Here is a 15,109-nt window from a genome sequence, read left to right as displayed (position 1 = left end):
GCGCGGGTATTGATCCGGCAGCCGTCGCTACGATTGCGCGGTGCTGGGGAAAGTCACATTCGTAAAACCAGGAATCTCAACGTCTTGCGGCTGATTGCCGTTGCGGTACAACTGATCGACGATGTAATCGGCGACGCAGTTGGACAACAATTGCGTGGGATCTTCCATGATGCGGCGCAGACGCGCCGTGGTCGCATCGCGGTCGTCGACCGACGTGATGGCCGGCATGCCATCGGCCGGCGCCGGATCGAACCGATAGGGTTGCTGCGCGGGAAACAACGAGCGCGCGACATCGATACTCGAACGGGTGTTGAGCCACAACGCCCGGTACGTGCGTTCCAGTTCCGCCATGCCCGCGGCATCCGGCAACTCGGCGACCGAGAACGACGGCGCGTGCGGCGCGACGAACACGCGTTCCGGCAGCAACACGCGATTCGACGCGCACCACACCAGATAGCACATGTTGTTCGACGCCCACGTCACACCGGCGGTCGGCCTGCCCGAGCGGCCGCTGACGAGCACCATCAGGCGGCTCCAGTCGAGTGCCTGCGCGCGCAACCAGTTGCCGATGCGATAGACGATGTCGAGAAACGCGAGCCCGAAGGTCGCGAACATCACGTCGTTCATCGGCACAGGAAACGCGCTCGTGCGTGGCGCGGCGAAGTACTCGTCATTCAGGCGCTCGAAGCTCAGCAGCGAGTGATCGTGCTGGGCCCGATCGAGCAGATCGATCGTCACGCCACAGGTGTAGTCGACGAGATCGGCGATCTTCTGCTCGTGGCCCGCGAAACTCTCCACCGCGACATGATCGCGCCAGAGCGCTAACGAATTCGCCGCGCAGGTTTCCGCAGCATGGTTGCGCAGGTTCGACGCGCCGCGTTGCCACGTGTCGTCGTGCGGCGACAGTTCACGCATCCGCGCAAGGTAAGCCAGCGCCAGCGGCAGATGCGATACCGCGGTCAATTCGATGAAGCCGCGCGTCGATTTGCGAAAGCTCTCGATCGTCGGCGCGCGTCCTCCGCCGGGAAACAGCACGATATCGCTGCCGGTCGACACGAGCAACGGATCGTCCGCTTGCAGCCGCGCCATCTGCCCGGTCAGATGCGCGCCGATGCTCTGCGGGTCCGACGTGAACGCGCGAAAGAGACCGGCAAACGCTGCGTTGGGTTGGTAGGGCATAGTGGGTGGGTATTGCCTCAATAATCGTTCGGTTATCGCGCAAACCGTCGCTCAGTAATCGAACAACCGCGCGGGGTTATCGGACAGAATCAACTTGTGCACCGCCGGATCGTGGGTCCATGCGCCGAGCAGGTTCAGCAATTCACCGGTGTCGCGCGTCGAATCGGGAATGTGCGGCCAGTCCGAACCCCAGATCACTTTCTGCGGCGCGGCCTTGATGATCGCCTCGGCCATCGGCGCCACGGCTTCATAGCCGCGGTGTTTGGCGATCCGGTACGGCGCACTGAGTTTAAGCCAGCAGTGGCCGTCTTTCAGCAAGCTGAGCAGACGATCGAAATCCGCTTGCGTGAGGCCGTCTTCTTCGAGCATGTAGCCCATGTGATCGATGACGAAATCGGTCTGCACATCAGCGAGAAACGGAATCAGATTACGCACCACCCAGCCCGGCGCATAGAACTGCACGTGCCAGCCGAGGCTTGCGCACAAGCGGGCCATTCGCGTGATGTACTGCTGGATCTCGGCGGTCGGCAAACCCGAGCGCGCAAACAGATCGAGGCGCACCGCGCGAACACCGGACTGATGGAAGCGGTCGAGCGTCGCCGCGTCCGTGCCCTCCTCGATCATCACGACACCGCGCGCGATCGAACCCGCCACGTGCAGCGCGTCGATCAGACAACGGTTGTCCGTACCGTAGAAGCTCGGCTGCACGATCACGAAGCGCTTCAGGTGCAGCGCGCTCATCATCTGCAGATAGTGCGAGAGTTTGCCGTCCGGCAGCGTGTAGTGCGGATGCTCGACTTTCGGGTAGTTGTCCTCGGGGCCGAACACGTGCATGTGCGCGTCGCAAGCGAGCGCCGGCATTGTGAACGACGGGCGCGACAGGGTTTCGTAGTCACGCATCGGCGTGGAAATCAGCGGGGTTTCTGCCATGATCTGAAAGTAGAAGTTCGAATTAAAGTTGACGTGCCTGCTCGACGCGCTCGCGCAACGCGGCCAGATAAACATCGCTGTCGATGCCGGCAAAGACAAACGGCGCGGCGCCCTCGCGGCGCAATTCGTTGAGCGCCTCGCACTCCGGCATGCCGCCCACGATCACCACCTTGCCGTGCCGCTGCGCAGCCGCGATCACCTTGCGGCACGCAGCCACGACTTCGGGATGCGCCGATTCGCCGGTGTGGCCCAGATCGGCGGAGAGGTCGTTGCAACCGAGCGCGAGCACGTCGACGCCTTCGATCGCCGCGATCGCATCGGCGGCTTCGACGCCGGCGCGGCTTTCGATCAATACCTTGAGCACGGTCGCCTCGTTCAGACGCCGGTTGAGTTCGCGAGCGGGAAGTTTCTCGAAGTTGACGTAGGGCAGCGTCGCCAGTTGCGAACGCTGGCCGAGCGGCGGAAAGCGCGTGGCGATCACGGCGTCGCGCGCCTGCTCGGCGGTCTCGACGCGCGGCACGATGATGCCGAGCGCGCCGCCATCCAGCACGCGGTTGATCGTGCCGTAATCGCGTTCCGGCACGCGCACCCATGGCATCAGGCCGAGGTCGACCGCGCATGAGCACAGTTGCGACACCGTATCGACCGGCAGCGAGCTGTGTTCCATATCCACCCAGATCGTGTCGTAACCGGCCGCTTTGGCCCAGCGGACCGCATCCGTCGTGCGCGAGGCGCGAATTCCCAGCGCAATGATCTTATGTCGCGCTCGCAGGCGTTCGACCAGTTCCGCACCGTTCATGCTGTCTCCGTCGTTGTGTTGGTGGAAGACAGTATCGCCCCGGAAACAGTTTTGATTTATTCTCCAAATCAAGCTTATTGATTTACAGAGCAAATCAATGAATATCCGCCATCTGGAATTTTTCGTGGTGCTGGCGCAGGAGCTGCATTTCCGCCGCAGCGCCGACCGGCTGGGCATTACGCAGGCGCCGTTGAGTCTTGCGATCCAGTCGCTGGAGGCGGAACTGGGCGCACGGCTGTTCCACCGCACGCGCCGCACCGTCGCACTGACCGAGGCCGGCCTGGCGCTGCTGGACGACGCACGCGCGATCCTCGCGCGGATCGAACACGCAAAGGAAAGTGTCTGGGAGACTGTCAGCGGCGAGGTTGGGCGTTTGCGGGTCGGCTTTACGAATGCGTCAACGCTGTCGCCGCTTTTCCCGAGACTGATTCACGCATACCGGACGCAGCGTCCGAAGGTCAACATCACGCTGTTGGAGCTGTCATCGTCCCGGCAGATCGAGGCGATCGAGCAGCGTGAAATCGACGTCGGTTTGCTGCGGATGCCCGAAAGCGTGCCCCCCAACGACGTGGTGTTCACACCGCTGATGGAAGAGCCGCTACTGCTCGCCATGCATGCGCGGCATCGGCTCGCCAGTGCTCCATCGATCAAACTCAAGGATCTGCGCGACGAGCCGTTCATCGCCTATCCGCGGCAAGCAGGGGTCGCGGTTTACGAAAAGATTGTCGCGTTATGCGCAAAGCGCGGATTCGAACCGCAGGTCGTGCAGGAGGCCCAACAGGCTTCCACTCTGATCGGACTGACCGCCACCGGTCTTGGCATTTCGCTCGTGCCTTCGACGCTGCAGACCATCGCGGTGCCGGGGGTTGTATTCAGACACCTGGACGAGACAGACACCGTCACTACGCTCTACATCGCTCACCGTCACGGCGACGCCAACGCCCGCGCGATGCAGTTTGTAGAGCTGGCGCGAGGGCTTCGGGACGAAACTTCGCATCGCACATAATGGCATCTCCCCTTACGCGAGAGTCTCATGGCGACGATTTGTGTGTATGGCGCCGGCTCGGTCGGCTGTTATATCGGCGGCAGGCTGCTGGCCGCGGGAAGCGGCGTCAACTTTGTCGGCCGTGCGCGTGCCGGCGCTGAACTGCGCGAGCATGGCCTCGCGCTGTCCGACTATCGCTCGGGACACTGGCATGTGCCGCCGTCCCGCATCGATTATTCGACCGATGCAGCGGCTGCCGCGACAGCGGACCTCGTCCTGGTGACAGTGAAGTCAGCAGGCACACCTGTGGCGGCGGCTGAGCTTGCGGCCGTGCTCCGGCCGGACGCGCTCGTGGTCAGCTTCCAGAATGGTTTGAGCAATGCCGATGTCCTGCGTGCCGCCTTGCCTCGGCATACTGTTCTGGCCGGCATGGTGCCGTTCAATGTAGTAGGCGACGGACGAGGCGCATTTCACCAGGGATCGACAGGTGATCTGGCCGTTCAGACAGCTCCGGCTTTACTCCCGTTTGCCGCCGGCTTTCGTGATGCAGGCTTGCCGCTCACGCTGCATGCTGACATCCTGGCCGTGCAATGGGCGAAACTCCTGCTCAACCTCAACAACGCGATCAACGCACTCTCGAACCGGCCGCTGAAGGAGGAGCTCTCGCAGCGTGCCTATCGGCACTGCCTTGCTCTCGCGCAAACCGAAGCGCTCGCGCTACTCGCCGAAGCCGGCATACGGCCGACCAGGTTGACGTCATTACCGGCCAACTGGATTCCCCGTCTCCTGAACACACCTGATGCACTGTTCGAACGACTCGCGAGGAAGATGTTGGCAATCGATCCGTTAGCCCGCTCTTCCATGTCGGATGACCTGGCGGCGGGACGCGTAACTGAAATCGACTGGATCAACGGCGAAGTGCTGCGTCTGGCCGAACGCTGCGGACGGCGCGCGCCGGTGAATGCGCGCCTGTGTGCGCTGGTGCGCGAGGCTGAACAGGGTTCAGTTCGCCCGGCGTGGTCAGGGGAAGCGTTGCTGACGGAACTGCTTGCGGCGCGGAACGACCGGAATGCGCACTCTGCTGGGCAGGCATGAGATTGAACCGCCCCGCTCCGTTGAATCGTCCCGCTTCAGGACAGGGATGAAGCTGAACCGTCCTGCATTGCCGGCACAAACCTTGTGGTGCGCCGATAGAGACGTATTGATGGGTCGGCCGATACCCGGCCTGCTCAATAACGTGTGTTGCTCCCCGAATACTGCAACAATCGCCTTACCGACGAATGGAGCGCAAGGTGACACGGCAAAGCAAACTCTGTGAGCGTTGCTCATCCGATTGCTTCTTGCCACGGCGGCGTTGTAAAGACTTCCGCGATCCATTCCACGAACGCGCGACTCTTGGCCGGCTCATGCTGGACAGAGGCCCGCACGACGCTAACGCCGGCCTCACCGCTCACCGTCCAGTCCGTCAGCACCGGGACCAGTCGGCCATCAGCGAGTTCGCGCGCCACGAGCCAGTCAGTCGCCATGATGACACCCATGCCGGCAAGCGCTGCCTGGACGACTGCTTCAGCGTCGTCGGTCTCAAGGCGTCCCGAGACACGTACAGCGCGGCGCTTTCCGTTGCGTTGCAAGTGCCAAACCGGATGAGTGGTGAGCCGTGTGAAGGAAACGCAGTCGTGGCGCAGCAGATCATCCGCCTCCTTCAGCACAGGATGTTGGTCAAGATAGGAAGGCGTCGCGCAGATTAGCCGGCGCGTCACCGCAATGCGACGTCCGATCAGCCGACTATCTTTCATCTCACCGAGCCGGACCCCGGCGTCGAATCCCTCGGCGATAAGATCAACGTATCTGTCCGAGTAGCTCGCGTCGACGCGAAGTGCCGGATATCGCGAAAGAAATTCAGGCAACCGCGGTGCAATCCACATACGTCCGAAGGCCAAAGGCAGGCTCACGCGCAAGAGACCCGTGGGCGACGCAGCCATGGCCCTGGCCTCGTCTTCGGCGGTTCGCATCATGTCCATTGCTTCACGGACCCGATCCCGGAAACGGATGCCCGCTTCGGTTGGCGCGACACGGCGGGTCGACCGCTCAAGCAGGCGTATTCCGAGACGCGCTTCGAGTGCGGCGATTCGACGGGAGACCACCGAGCCGTCACGGCCAATCTTGCGTCCCGCCGCGGAGAAACTTCCCAATTCCGCAACGGCAAGGAAGGCTTCGGTCTGATCTGCTTCGATACTGGTCATTGATGCGCCACATGCAGTAATGTTGTGTTCTAGCGATAAATTATAGCGGCCAGGCGCTGCTACGATCGAGTCCATTCCTAACCGGAGATTTCGATGCGCGCCTTCAATCTAACTGACCATTCGCTTGATTCCTTAAAGCGTGTCGATATGCCTGTGCCAAGCCCGGAGCCACACGAAGTTTTGATTCGCTTGCGCGCTGCGAGCCTGAACTATCTCGACCTGATGGTCGCGTGGGGGCGATTGGGAAGTCGCAGCACGTCCTTTATTCCTGGCACGGATGGCGCGGGCGAAATAATTGAGATCGGCAGCTGCGTAGACGGTTGGACAGTCGGCGACAGGGTCGTCCCTGGACTAATGGTCGACTGGGCTGCCGGACCGCTTACCTCTGCGGCAGCGAAACGCATGCGGGGTGTGACCATACCTGGATCACTCGCGGACTATGCTGTTGTGCCCGCGACGTCTTTGGTCCCGATTCCCGATCAACTCACTTTTGCAGAAGCCGCCACGCTTCCGATTGCTGCAACTACCGCATGGAATGCAATTGTCACGGGGCGTGTTCGTCCGGGATCCACGGTCGTTCTGCTCGGCACGGGCGGGGTCAGCCTGTTCGCATTGCAGTTTGCCAAGGCGGCAGGCGCGCGCGTCATCATTACTTCGTCGTCGGACGAAAAGCTGGCACGTGCTCGCGCGCTAGGTGCAGATTTGACGATTAATTATCAATCGACGCCGGCTTGGGACGAAATTGTGCTCTCGTCGACGAACGGGGTCGGCGCGGACCTGATCGTCGAGACGATCGGAGCAAGCACGTTTCCACGCTCCCTGAACGCAGCAGCCATCGCTGGGACAATCTTTGTCGTGGGCTTTATCGGCGGCATGGAACTCTCGATTCCCATCCTTCCCATCAATCTCAAGACCTTAACAATTGTTGGTAACAACACGGGATCAACGGCGAACCTGGCAGATGCAGCGCGTACGATGGCAACGGCGGCCATCAAGCCCGTCGTGGACCGTGTATTCGGGTTTGAGGATGCGATCGAAGGCTACCGGTTTTTGGAACGTGCAGCTCATTTCGGAAAAGTGGTGATCGATCTAGATGCCTGAGGCAGCTTTTTATCCCTGAACGGCCATTCCGAAAACAGCCTCTCGTCGACCGCTTCGGCCGTTGACGCGACGCCGGCGTCCGACGATCGAATGACCGCTCGTGGAATGGAACTGCCGTCTGACCTTCCTCGCGACTCGTCGGAGGAAGGTCGCCTTCTGGCCGCACAGAGCCGGATGACGACAGTTGCTGATCGACCCAGTGGAGCCATCCGCCGCCTCTCGATGTGAATGCTCGGGTTCCGAGCACAATGGTCATTGCTGGCGGTGGTAAATACTCGAAGCGAACATTTACAAATTTCATCATCAAGGGTGCCCGCGCTGCGTGCATCGGCGGTCGCCTCCATTCATGAACACATTTGCGAGAGTTTTTCTGACGCGATCCGGCAATTTTTCTGGTTTGTTGAACCACTCCAAGATAGCTATCCTTCTGCTCCATGCTCAAACATATCGCAACCGAATTGCTCGACATCGCCTATGTCGAACAGGGCGATCCCAACGGATGGCCGGTAGTCCTACTTCACGGTTTCCCTTACGACATCCACGCATACGACGAAGTGGCGCCACGCCTGACGTCCGAGGGCGCCCGGGTCATTACCCCCTACCTCCGCGGATACGGGCCGACGCGCTTCCTTTCGCCCACCACACTTCGCTCGGGCCAGCAGGCGGCGCTTGGGGCAGACCTGCTGGCCCTGCTCGATGCGCTTCAGATCGGCCAAGCCATACTCGGCGGATACGACTGGGGCGGCCGGGCGGCATGTATTGTGGCGGCGCTCTATCCATCGAGAGCACGGGGGCTGGTTTCGGTCAACGGGTACAACATCCAGAACATAGCCAACGCCTTACAGCCAGCCGATCCCGAAAAGGAATACCGAATGTGGTATCAGTACTACCTTCATGGCGAGCGCGGCCGGGCCGGGCTGATCGAGAACCGGCGCGCGTTCTGTCGTCTTCTATGGTCCCTATGGTCGCCGACATGGCGCGTCGACGACGACGTCTACGCGCGTTCGGCCGAAGCGTTCGACAATCCCGATTTCGTCGACGTGGTAGTCCATTCTTACCGACACCGTTTCGGGCTGGTCGACGGCGATCCTCGGTTTGAAAATATCGAACTCAACCTCTCTGCGATGCCGTCAATCACAGTGCCCACGATCACGCTGGAGGGGGACGCCGATGGTGTTTCGCCGCCTGGTGGCAGAAAAGCAAGCTCGAAGCGCTTCACTGGACGTCACGAGAACCGGGTCGTGGCTAATGCAGGTCACAATCTTCCGCAGGAGGCGCCAGAAGCGTTTGCCGACTCAGTTCTCGATATCGACGCATGGACCGTTTGAGGTTAAATGCATGCCGTTGGCGTGTCCCTCGATGTCACTGGCGAGCACGTGAGCAGCATCGTGACTAGACTTCGATAGTGGTGCCGGTGACCGAACTCGTGCAGCGCGGTGGCCAGCGTCGGCTGGTTGCCGACGACATCGCATGCCGATGCCATCGGATCGGACCTCCATCGCCTTCGTGACCAGAGTCGCCCGTACACACGGTGTGGATCCTGGAACGACGCCGACGCGGGGCCATAGCCGGGATCAACCACGGTTGACTCCACCCATACGCGCGACGCAAGCCAGACCCGCATCAACCCGGTCCGGACCCGCGAATCGCGAACGTACCGGTCTGGAGCGGCGTCATCCTGTATTTGGCAAACAACCGGTCATAGTCACCGTTCGCCTTCAGCCGGTTTAGCGCGTTGGCTGCCGCCTCGGCCACCGCGCGGTCGCGAAATGCCATTGTGATATCGGTGCCATACAGGCCGTGCAGCCAGATTTTCACGAGGCCGCGTTGCGCGAGATCGGCGGCCGTCTCGTCGATATTGATCGCTGCATCGATCTGCCCGGCGCGCAGCGCGGCCTGTGTATCCGTCACGGTCGTGAACGTGAAGAACTGGATCGGTTTGAGACCGCGCCTGACCATCTCGTCGCTGATCGCCCTCGCGTGCTTCTCCTGATAGGTCGAGATCTCGACTCCGATGCGCAGTCCGGCAAGGTCCTCGAAGCGCGTGATCTTCAGCGGACTCGACGGCGTCGTGTAGACACTCAGCGCCTGCTGCGCATACGGCACCATGTAGAACATCTTCGAGCGTTCGTCGGTATAGAACAGCCCGGTGTTGATCATGTCAAAGCGCCCCGTTTTCAGCGCGGGAATCATTGGCGGCATATCCATCCGGATGAACTCGGGCTTCAGGCACAGTTGCTTCGCGATATCCCTGCCGAGATCGACGTTCAGTCCTTCGAGTTCGCCGTCGCTGGTCACATACTGTTGCGGCGGCAGCGTCGGGTTGGTCGACATCTGCAACACGCCGGGCGTGACGAGGTGGGAACTCGCGATCGGCGAGTCGCAGGCGGCGATCGCGGGTTCCACAAGACACAGCGACAGCGCGACGATCGTCGCCGGTATCGCACGACGGAGCGTCGTGCGGAGAGCGAATGCGGGCATGGTCAGATTCCTTTGGACAGAGAGACAGACGTGATCGATCGGGTCTTACTTCGACGGAGGCACCGCACGCGTCATGTGTCGGCTCGCGCGCGCAACAATGCGACATGCTCGGCGTCGATCACGACAACGCCGTCCTGATTCACGAGTCGCAGCGCTTCGGTCACGATTCCGCGCCCGGGTTTCGACGACGGCCGCTTGTCGACGAACCTGAACTCGACGTGCACCGTGTCGCCGGCAAACACCGGATGCCGGAACCGGACCTTGTCCCAGCCAAGCGATGCAAGCGAGCTGTCGCGATACAGATCGAGCCGGGTTTTCAGGCCTTCGATCAGCGACAGACCGTACAGGCCGTGGGCGATAACGGTCCGGAAGCCGCAACGCTGTGCATAGGCTTCATCCGTATGCAACGGAAAATGGTCGTGCGTGAGGTCGCAGAACTGGCGGATGTCGTCCGCACTCACCGTATGCGCAGGCGTGACGAAGCTCGCGCCCAGCTCGATGTCTTCGTAGAACAGGTTCGGCGCACTCATCGGACTCCCCCGGTCAAAACGTGCGGGACGCCGGGCTGGCGGGATGTCGCGCGCGTCATGCCGCCTCCTTGTCGAGCTGGCGCGCGATGATCAGGCGCTGGATCTGGTTGGTTCCCTCGTAGATCTGCGTCAACCGTACATCGCGGAACAGACGCTCGACCCGGTATTCGCGCGAGTAGCCGTTACCCCCGTGAATCTGTAGCGCATTCGACACGTTGCGCACCGCCATGTCAGTCGCGAACAACTTGGCTTCCGCGCCCGCGCGCGCAATCGAGCGGCCCGCCTCGTGCAGGCTTGCCGCGTGCCGGATCAGCAGGCGCGCGGCATCGATCTCGGTCGACATGTCGGCGAGCATGAACTGAATCGCCTGGAACGACAGGATCGGCGTGCCGAATTGCTTGCGCTGCCTGGCATAATCCAGCGCATCCTCCATCGCCGCCTGGGCGATGCCGACTGCCATCGACGACATCAGCAGCCGGCTGAAGTCGAAATTGCGCATCGCCATCTTGAACGCGCCGTTCAGCTCGCCGATCAGCGAACCTGCCGGCAAGCTCACGTCGCTGAACATGATCTGGCAGTCTTCGAGACCGTGCATTCCGAGCAATGCTTCGTTGCGCCCGCGGCTGATGCCGGGCAACGCCGCGTCGACGAGGAAGCAACTGATCGCCCGATGGCCCGGTGCGTCGCCGGTGCGCGCGAACACGATCAGCCAGTCCGCAACCTGCCCGAGCGTCACCCATGCCTTCGTTCCGTTCAACACCCAGCCATCGCCATCGCGGCGCGCGGACGTCGTGATACTCGCGACGTCCGAGCCGTGATCGGGCTCCGTGACCGCCGTTGCGAAAATCGACGAACCGTCGAGAATCGTCGGAATCCGCTCGCGTTGCGCGTCGTTACCGTGCTCATGCAGGAATAGCGCGGCTTCGACAGGGATCGCGAACAGGTTGCCGATCGCGCCCGAACAGCGCGCGAGTTCCTCGATCGCGACACAAGCAGCGATCGCACCGAGGCCTGCCCCCTCCGCGTCCTCCGGAAGCATCAGCCCGTACATGCCGAGCCCGGCAAGTGCCGCATAGAGTTCGCGGTCGAAGCGGTCATCGCGGTCGATCGCTGCCGCGCGCGGCAGTACCTCGACCTCGGCGAAGCGGCGCACGACATCGCGCAGCGCGATATGGTCTTCAGTCAGAAAGGTATCCATCGTGGTGTGGTTCATTCGGCATCGGAACTGAGGCGGCCGGCGTGAGCGACTTCGTCGGGTGCGCGGTCGAAGAAATAAACGGCGATTCGTTCGCGGCGCACGCCGCACGCCGTCGAGAACGCGTCGGTCAGCGCCGCCGCGGCCAGGCGTCTTGTATCGATCTCGCGCCGGTATGCGTGAACCTTGATCAGCACGCGCACATCCGGCCCGTCATAACGGATCGTCTCGCCCGCGTGGCCGTAGCCGTCGACCGGGATCGGAACAAAATAGACGGTCACCGTTTGGGCGGATACGCCGAATAGCGTCATCAACGCGGCGGTGCTCGCACGAACAAAAGCGTCGCGCCGAGCGGCATCGGAAGGGGGCGCAATGACTTCGAGGTAGGGCATGGCAATCCTGTCAGGCGAATATCTGATCCGGTTCGGCAGTCGTCCTGGAGAAACAGCATAGCGGTGCCATATTCGACGCGGCGCAACTGGCGCTATCAGGTTTCGGGCCAGAACTATAAGCCTGGTAAATAAGGATAACGATTGAATCGCGGCGAAGTGGCATGCCGCGGCCGGTAGCCGCAGGCTCGGTCGTTGTAGCCGGCCACTCGCTTTACCGGAACCCGCACTTTCATTGCCGGGGGATTCCGTAATCAGGTTCTTCACTGACAGTTCGCCGTCCCGCCGACGGTGGGCCTCTTGCTCATCCGCGCTGGATCATCCGTTCGTACAGGTTCATCGGCGCCGCCCGGAACAGCCGTGCGTCCATCGTTTTCAGATCAGGGCTCACCTCGACGGGAAAACCGATGCGCGCAAGCACGTCTTCCTGCAGCCGCGCGCCGGGCGCGATCTCGGTCATCACGAGCCCCCGCGCGTGCAACTCAAACACCGCCCGGTCTGTCACATAGATCACCTGCTGACCGCGCTCGCGGGCAAGGGTGCCCGAAAAGCTGATCTGGTCGACCCGCTCGACAAATTTGTCGAACGCGCCGTCGCGCCGGATTCGCAGCATGCCATCGACGAGATCCAGATCGGGCTCGCCGCCTGTCAGCGATCCGCTGAAGACGAGGCGCCGTGTGTTCTGGGTCAGGTTAATGAAGCCGCCCGACCCGTCATAGCGTTTGCCGAAACGCGTCACGTTGACGTTGCCATCGCGGTCGACCTGTGCGAACGACAGAAACGCACAGGTCAACCCGCCGCCGTCGTAGAAATCGAACTGATAACCCTGGTCGAGAATCACACGCGGATTCACCGCGGTACCGAATTCGCGCGTGTGGCCGGGGACGCCGCCTACGACGCCCGACTCGACCGTCATCGTCACGAGATCCTCGATGCCCTCCTCCGCCGCGATGTTCGGGATCATCGCCGACAGCCCGGCGCCAAGATTGATGATGTCGCCGCGCCGCAACTCGAGCGCGGCGCGGCGTGCGATCGCGCGACGCACCGTCAGCGGATCCGGTTCGATCATCGACGTCGGCAGCCGTGTCTCGCCGCAGCGCGCCGGATCGTATTTCGTCGTATAGGTCTGGATCTGTTCCGGATCGACGACGAAATGATCAATCAGAAAACCCGGAATCTTGACCATTTGCGGATGCAGGCTGCCGCGCTGGACCACGCGTTTCACCTGGCAGATCACGATGCCGCCCGCGTTATGGACTGCCTGCGCGATCGACAGGTCTTCGCGTGTCGTCGCCTCGTGTTCCATGCTCACGTAACCGTCCTCGTCGGCCGACGTGCCGCGAATGATCGCGACTTTCGGCACGCCCGGCGCGCGATAGAACAGACACTCCTCGCCGGCGAGTGTCAGCAGTTCGACCATCGGTTCCGTGGTCCGCTCGTTCATGCGGCCCCCATCCTGCCTGGGATCGATGTAGGTACGCAGGCCGGTGCGCGAGATCAGGCCCGGTTGGCGGCCCGCCATCGCCCGGCACAACTGGGTCATCACGCCTTGGGGGAAGTTGTAACCCTCGATCATGTTCTCGCGGATCAACTTCATGAACGGCACCTGCATCCCGTAGTTGCCTCCGATCACGCGCCGGATGAGCGTCGGATGCGCGAGCCGGCACAGGCCCTTCTCGTGAACCGCGCCGATGCCGGTTACATGGAACAGCGTCAGATCGCGCGGACCGTCGCCGCGTAGATGGCGCCGCTCGAGCGCCTCGAGAACCGCTTCGGCAACGCCGGAACCGGTATTGCCGCCGACCATCAGGAAGTCTCGGTCGGAGACCAGCGCGGCCGCGTCGTCCGGGGAAATGCAGTGGATCACGTCAACTCCCTAAAGAAACTCGTCGAAAACCTTGCCACTGGAATCGGCCCTGCCTATGCCAGCCGCCGGTATCCGGCGGGACAGCACGGGCAGGACACCGTCGCGGCAATACCAACCTCAGAACCGGTGCACGATGCCGACCGCTGCGACGGCCTGGCTGCGACCCGACGACGGTGCGCCGTTCACGCCGTCGCCGATCGACGCGGTCGCGTCGACAATCGCGCCCGCGCCCGACGAGCCAAGCGTCCGTCCGGTCGCACGCTGATAACCCTGCAGACCGTACAGGCCGGTCCGCTTCGACAGCGCGTAGTACTCCGACATATTGAACTGCTGATAGCGCGCGGCCGACGTGATGCCGTTCGATCGCGTCGCCAGCGTGTAGCTGTAGCCGGCCGCGAGGTCCCACTGCATGGCTGGCCTGTAGTGCACCACCAGGCCGCCGGTATTGAAGATCGCGAGATTCGCGAACGACGAGTTCTGACCCGGCACATACTGGACGTTCGAGTAGGATACCGACACGTCCCACGCGGGCGTGATCTGATAGCCGCCCGTGACCGCGAAGCGCTGCTGCGCCTTCGCGGTCTGGTACCCGACATTGATCGCCGATACGCCCGGTTCGCTGCCCGCGTTCGACGCTGTCGACGACGAACCCCACGCGCCCCCGCCCGGCGTCGAATTGTTGATCCGCTGAAAACCGACCGCGATACCGAGCGGACCGCCGATGTACTGAAGCCCGGCGCTCCACGTCGAGCCGGCATCGAAGCTGCCGGCCACGCCACCCAGCGCGTAGCTAGCACTGGCCGTCAGGCCGTGGTAGCGCGGCGACGTATAGACGAGCGAATTGTTCGCCCGGTAGACGGTATCAAGCGAATCGATATCGCCGGGATGCGCGCCGTAAAAGCCGGTCAGCTTCGACGCGGGACTATACGGCGCGAGCATCGTGTAATACGCGGTGTACTGGCGTCCCGCCGTCAACGTCCCGTACACCGGATTGGTCATCCCGACGAACGCCTGCCGGTTGAACGCGAGCCCCGACGTCGCCTGCGCGCCCGTGGCGCTGTTGAAGCCTTCCTCAAGCTGGAAGATTGCCTGCGTGCCGCCGCCGAGATCCTCGGCGCCCTTCAGTCCGAAGCGGCTGCCGGCCCACGCGCCGTTGATCATGTTGACGACCGAATGCCCCGCCTTGCCGGAACCGAGTGTCGTCGCGTTGCTCTGATACGCAACCCCGGTGTCGATGATCCCGTACAGCGTAACGCTGCTCTGCGCATGCGCCGCGGTCCACGGCGCGAGCGCCGAAGGTACCGCCAGTGCCGCCACGTATCCACGCCAATGCTTCATGTTCTGTCCTTTCGCGAATGTCGTTAGCCAAGTGTCGATGCCGACGGATCGATCGCGTTGCTCAAGCACTCG

At 62.4% G+C, this 15,109-nt stretch carries 14 protein-coding genes; 4 read left to right on the top strand and 10 right to left on the bottom strand.

Annotation, left to right across the window (positions count from 1 at the left end; genetic code table 11):
* Positions 1-27: 27 nt before the first annotated feature.
* The 3 genes from ACOSV0_RS06705 to ACOSV0_RS06695 are packed head-to-tail and all read right to left on the bottom strand — an operon-like array spanning position 28 to position 2,908.
* Positions 28-1,179: a DUF5624 domain-containing protein gene (locus tag ACOSV0_RS06705; RefSeq protein WP_434109515.1), complete on the bottom strand. Its 1,152-nt coding sequence runs from the start codon at positions 1,177-1,179 to the stop codon at positions 28-30.
* Between the two features lie 51 nt (positions 1,180-1,230).
* The gene (locus ACOSV0_RS06700) at positions 1,231-2,109 is read right to left on the bottom strand and encodes an amidohydrolase family protein (protein ID WP_434109513.1); all 879 of its coding nucleotides are present in this window, start codon (positions 2,107-2,109) and stop codon (positions 1,231-1,233) included.
* 22 nt (positions 2,110-2,131) lie between these two features.
* Entirely contained in the window at positions 2,132-2,908 is a 777-nt protein-coding gene (locus tag ACOSV0_RS06695; RefSeq protein WP_434109511.1) for an HpcH/HpaI aldolase family protein, read from the bottom strand.
* 97 nt (positions 2,909-3,005) lie between these two features.
* On the opposite strand from ACOSV0_RS06695, the gene ACOSV0_RS06690 reads away from it, so the two are divergent.
* Together ACOSV0_RS06690 and ACOSV0_RS06685 are read left to right on the top strand one after the other, a co-directional pair.
* Entirely contained in the window at positions 3,006-3,914 is a 909-nt protein-coding gene (locus tag ACOSV0_RS06690; RefSeq protein ID WP_434109510.1) for a LysR family transcriptional regulator, read from the top strand.
* A 27-nt stretch (positions 3,915-3,941) separates the two neighbouring features.
* Entirely contained in the window at positions 3,942-4,988 is a 1,047-nt protein-coding gene (locus ACOSV0_RS06685) for a 2-dehydropantoate 2-reductase (RefSeq protein ID WP_434109508.1), read from the top strand.
* A 230-nt stretch (positions 4,989-5,218) separates the two neighbouring features.
* Here the strand turns inward: ACOSV0_RS06685 and ACOSV0_RS06680 are convergent, their stop codons facing one another.
* Complete coding sequence (locus ACOSV0_RS06680; protein WP_434109507.1) at positions 5,219-6,136, bottom strand: LysR family transcriptional regulator; 918 nt, start codon at positions 6,134-6,136, stop codon at positions 5,219-5,221.
* Positions 6,137-6,229: 93 nt separating this feature from the next.
* Between ACOSV0_RS06680 and ACOSV0_RS06675 the strand changes: the two genes are divergently transcribed.
* Positions 6,230-7,237 carry a zinc-dependent alcohol dehydrogenase family protein gene (locus ACOSV0_RS06675; RefSeq protein WP_434109505.1) on the top strand — a complete coding sequence of 336 codons (1,008 nt, stop codon included), beginning with the start codon at positions 6,230-6,232 and terminating at the stop codon, positions 7,235-7,237.
* Positions 7,238-7,671: 434 nt separating this feature from the next.
* A complete protein-coding gene (locus ACOSV0_RS06670; RefSeq protein WP_434109503.1) occupies positions 7,672-8,565 on the top strand; it encodes an alpha/beta fold hydrolase in 894 nt (297 codons plus the stop codon).
* Positions 8,566-8,860: 295 nt separating this feature from the next.
* Here ACOSV0_RS06670 and ACOSV0_RS06665 read toward each other — a convergent pair whose 3' ends face one another.
* From ACOSV0_RS06665 to ACOSV0_RS06640, 6 genes are all read right to left on the bottom strand, one after another.
* A complete protein-coding gene (locus tag ACOSV0_RS06665; protein WP_434109502.1) occupies positions 8,861-9,718 on the bottom strand; it encodes an ABC transporter substrate-binding protein in 858 nt (285 codons plus the stop codon).
* A gap of 71 nt (positions 9,719-9,789) precedes the next feature.
* Positions 9,790-10,248 carry a MaoC family dehydratase gene (locus ACOSV0_RS06660; protein WP_434109500.1) on the bottom strand — a complete coding sequence of 153 codons (459 nt, stop codon included), beginning with the start codon at positions 10,246-10,248 and terminating at the stop codon, positions 9,790-9,792.
* A 55-nt stretch (positions 10,249-10,303) separates the two neighbouring features.
* Positions 10,304-11,461: an acyl-CoA dehydrogenase family protein gene (locus ACOSV0_RS06655; protein WP_434109499.1), complete on the bottom strand. Its 1,158-nt coding sequence runs from the start codon at positions 11,459-11,461 to the stop codon at positions 10,304-10,306.
* Positions 11,458-12,099, bottom strand: coding sequence for a tautomerase family protein (locus tag ACOSV0_RS06650; protein WP_434109497.1), 642 nt, complete (start codon positions 12,097-12,099; stop codon positions 11,458-11,460). Before ACOSV0_RS06650 ends, ACOSV0_RS06655 begins: the two co-directional genes overlap by 4 nt.
* 37 nt (positions 12,100-12,136) lie before the next feature.
* Positions 12,137-13,699 carry an acyl CoA:acetate/3-ketoacid CoA transferase gene (locus ACOSV0_RS06645; RefSeq protein WP_434109496.1) on the bottom strand — a complete coding sequence of 521 codons (1,563 nt, stop codon included), beginning with the start codon at positions 13,697-13,699 and terminating at the stop codon, positions 12,137-12,139.
* A 117-nt stretch (positions 13,700-13,816) separates the two neighbouring features.
* Entirely contained in the window at positions 13,817-15,037 is a 1,221-nt protein-coding gene (locus ACOSV0_RS06640; protein WP_434109495.1) for a porin, read from the bottom strand.
* Between the last annotated feature and the right edge of the window lie 72 nt (positions 15,038-15,109).

This window comes from Paraburkholderia caffeinilytica (genome assembly GCF_051027425.1).
GTDB lineage: Bacteria > Pseudomonadota > Gammaproteobacteria > Burkholderiales > Burkholderiaceae > Paraburkholderia > Paraburkholderia caffeinilytica_A.
This window is presented reverse-complemented; position numbering and strand designations above follow the sequence as displayed.